The following is a 3,953-nucleotide window of genomic DNA, read 5'->3' as shown; positions in this document are numbered from 1 at the left end:
TTGTTTGGCAACATCAAACCAACCAGATGCACCGCCAGCTTTCAAACCGCCCAAACACCAGATTCAGCCATAGCTCACAGAAAACCACCAGCCTAGCGGACCGACCGCGATCACAGGCGCATGAAATGCGCGCCGCGGTGGGTGTGTGCCTCCAGTCGGGCTACGCCCTCCCTTCGCCACACACCCACCGCTGCGTCTCATCCTGATTGACGGGGAATCTCATCCTGATTGTCGCGCTGCAAATACTCGACCGGCAGCAGATCCTCGGCGCGCGCCTCCATCCCGTCGCGCGCCGCCGGTCCTTGACACTTCGGGCAGTGCCGGTTCTTGCAGGAATTATAGGCAATGTGGTGGTGGCCGCATTTGGTGCAGCCCGCCACATGCCCGCCGAGCGCTTCGGTTCGACAGGCTTCAATCGCCCCCTCTCGTGACATTGCTGCGCAATGCACTGCCGGGCAGTGGACATCACTTTGAGCTGGGAGAGGCTGACATGCCCCGCATTGGCCTGCCGCCGCGCGGGACCGTCGTGCTGAAAGCACGCCTCTGGCGTGACGGGCACGAAAGATGTCAGCGATCTCCAGCTTTGGCCGGGCCATTGTCCCCGGGCGCTATTGCATCCCTCGTCGCAGGGTCTCGTCTTGCTGAAGCTTGATTTGCTCATAGGGGCTGACGGTGCTGCGGATCGTCTTAGTGGCCACATGGGCGTAACGCGCCGTCGTGGTCAGCTTGGCATGCCCAAGGAGCACCTGAATGACCCGCACGTCCGTGTTCGCCTCCAGTAGATGGGTCGCGAAGCTGTGGCGGAGCGTGTGCAGTGTTGCGGCCTTCTTGATACCCGCCATGTGTTTTGCCGAGGTGAACGCCCGATTCAATTGCCGCGGCGACAGCGGGTTGATCTTGGGCTTGCCTGGAAACAGCCAGCCCTCCGGGCGGGATTCACACCAGTAGTCGCGCAACAACGCAAGCAGGTTGGGCGACAGCATCGCTTTGCGGTCTCGCCCACCTTTGCCGTCATCGACGTGGATCAGCATCCGATCGCTGTCGATGTCGGTGACCTTGAGGTGGCACACCTCGGAGGCGCGCAGCCCTGCGCCGTAGCTGATGCCGAGAGCAGCGCGATACTTGAGCCCGGGGCCGGGAAGGCGGCCAACAGATCGGCCACCTCCTCGACGCTGAGGACTATGGGCAATTTGCGGGGTTTGCGGTGAAACTGCATGAACCGCTTCATGTCTTCGCGCCCGCAGGTGGTGCCGAAAAAGAAGCGAAGCGAGATGATGCGCACGTTGAACGTGCTGGCCGACACTCCGTCCTCAGTCATTTTGAGCTGATACGTGCGCAATTCCTCAGGCGTGGCCGTGTCAGGCGGCCTCCCGAGGAAGGACGCGAAATGCTTCACATTCCGGATGTGCGCCTTCTGGGTCTACTCGCTCAACCCGCGGATGTTCATGTCCTCGATCATCCGCTGGCGCAGCGGGGTGGTGTTCTTCTCCTCCATGGGAACCTCCTGTCTGACGGTGGGAAGACCCCCATCGTCAGCCCAGAAAGCTCGTCCACATAGAAAAACGCGGAAATGACGGGCAACGCCAGCCACGGGCGCCATTGCCGCGGAGCGGCTTAGTCCTGCCCCTTCTGGTTCAGGCCACGCGGACGATCTCGGCGGTGCCGAGGGCATTGAAGCGGTTGATGAGTGCGACGCGGATGTGGATTTCGGCGGTTTGTCCACTGCCCGGCAGGGTATTGCGCAGCAATGTCACGAGAGGTTTGGCCTCAGCGCGGCTGCGGGCGTGGTATCCCGCCCACCCACTGCCCGGCAGGCGCATCCGCAGGATGTTGCCGAGAGGGGCTTCCAGAACGCCCGGCCGTAGTGACGTGTGGCGCGCAAGGTTTCGTTGCGGGCCCGAGCGGCTGGGCAATCATCCGTCCACGGTCGGCCATTCTTGCGGATCGGGATGATCGCCGTGCCACCGCGTGCGATGATAGCACTGTGGCAACGGCGGGGTGAAGGGCGTCCCGGAATTGATCCAGTGGATCAATTTAGCCCTGAACGGGCGGAGCCCCGGGTCGTAGGCACCACCTGCCGTCACGGTACTGATGTCTTCGTCGTCCGGGATCTGGTTGAGAAGGTCTGGCAGGACGGGGCTGTCGCCGTCGCGGCTGGGGGTGAATTCCACGACGCGAATGTCGGAGGTGGCCAGGTCCATGGCCAGATGGACCTTGCGCCGCTCGCTATTGTCGCTCGGACCAATGGCGCGAAAAAGCTCGCCGTCGACCCTGCACTCCATGCTTGCGCGCCTGCCATTTACTACCCGGCAATGGTTTGCTTGCAAACCATGAGAGGGCGCCATCGCCCAGGAACTTGATGCCAGTGCTGTCCGTCACCCGGCAGGGCATCACGAATGGGTGTCCCGAGAGGACACGAGCAGGTTGAGCGGCTCGTTGGAACGGCGATAAGGGATCTGCACGGTCAGGGTCTTTTGCCGGCGGCACAGTGTGGAGAAATCCGGCACGGGCCAGTCCAGACTCGCCAACTTCAGCAGGCCGCCACTATGCCAGAGGTCTGGCGAAGCGGCAGCCTGAACAGGACCTTGATCCCCTCTCGGGACATCGCTGCGCTATGCCCTGCCGGGCAGTGGATCAGGCAGAATTGTATGGCCGCATCGGAAAACACCGCTGGCCGTCCTGCTCGCCCATCATGTGGCGCGCGCCAAGCCATGTCCTTGTCGACCCACCCTCTCCTCGCACATGCGGGCATGTGCTGCCAGGCAATGGATCAGCGAAGAGCCCCGCTTGCGAAGCGACGCGTTGTCGCTGGGCCAGTTCGTCGTGCGATAGCGGGCGGGAGATGGCTTGCTCGTGCAACGCGTCTAACGGCATGGATTCACAAAGTGAAACCGCCGTCGCGAGAGTTCTGCAACATATGTAACCGCCCCGAACGCAAGAGGGGTTTTGAAGCTTTTTCTGACGCGTCGTCGGGTGCTGACATATGTCCGGCCTCATGATGCGACCTTACAGATGTCGCGGGCCCGTATGGTGTTCGCGGATCAGACTCCAAATCACCGCCGCGTGCTCGTCGGCACTTTGTTGCAGGCTGGTTCTTCTGATCCCGTCTCACGACCGTTGCGCCAAACTGCTCCTTGCCCTCCTTCGCTCCGACGTCCTCGCGACCGATAGTCGGCTTGTGCCGCTACGGCCGGAGACTGGTAGACGCCACCGCGGGCCATCCCCTGACCGATAGGCGCATGCACAGCATGCTGCCGAAAGGGGGGCCCAGACGATGCGCGCCATCTTGTTCGCCAGCGCTACTCGCACCAACATCGGCGGCTTGCGCGTCAGCATCCCGGCCAGCCAAGTGCCTGGCTTGGCTGAGGCATGAACGTGACGCTTGATGATGACGCTGTTGGCGCCAATGATCAGCAACCGTCTGAGGGACCGCTCTCCCATCCTCTGCCCGACAATGCATCCCGCAGGGATGTCATGAAAGGGGCGTCGTGGCCCCGAGCCGCTGTTTGCCGCCAGTCGAATGCTGCCGCGGTGTGAGGCCGAGCCAGGCCGCAAAATCCCGAGCCTTGCGGAAAGTCTCGGGCGGCGGCGCAAGGGTCGCGATGGCCGTCGCGATCAGCGGACCGATACCCGGCACTGTCATCAGACGCCGCGCCACGTCATTCTCCTTGGCCCGGCGGGAGATCTCGGCATCCAGTTTGACGATCTCTGCCTCCAATTGCGCCAATATCGCGATCAGGACCCTGAGCGTGGGGATGGCGTCGGCAGGCAGGTCGCATTCCGGGTCTTCGACGATTGCGATCAATTTCGGTGCGTTGGCCGCGCCTTGTGGCACGATCTGACCGAACTCGCTCAAATGCCCTCGCAATGCGTTGATCGGTAGTGTCCCAACGCTTGGTGTAGGAGGCCGCGCGCGGAGCCCCCGGCGTAGCGCAGCGCGCGGCCGGGTGTGA

General features: G+C 62.8%; 4 pseudogenes. All 4 read right to left on the bottom strand.

Annotated elements, in window-relative coordinates:
- Positions 1-242: 242 nt before the first annotated feature.
- A pseudogene (locus Q4543_RS23860) lies at positions 243-434 on the bottom strand (transposase zinc-binding domain-containing protein); the annotation flags it as partial.
- Between the two features lie 174 nt (positions 435-608).
- Positions 609-1,405 (bottom strand): annotated as a pseudogene (locus tag Q4543_RS23855) (tyrosine-type recombinase/integrase).
- A 229-nt stretch (positions 1,406-1,634) separates the two neighbouring features.
- Positions 1,635-2,852 (bottom strand): annotated as a pseudogene (locus Q4543_RS23850) (transposase); the annotation flags it as partial.
- A gap of 327 nt (positions 2,853-3,179) precedes the next feature.
- Positions 3,180-3,877, bottom strand: a pseudogene (locus Q4543_RS23845) (transposase); the annotation flags it as partial.
- Positions 3,878-3,953: the final 76 nt, after the last annotated feature.

It is taken from the genome of Salipiger sp. 1_MG-2023 (assembly GCF_030547555.1).
Classification (GTDB): Bacteria; Pseudomonadota; Alphaproteobacteria; order Rhodobacterales; family Rhodobacteraceae; genus Salipiger.
The sequence above is the reverse complement of the archived record's forward strand: the minus strand, read 5'-3'. Positions and strand labels throughout refer to the sequence as shown.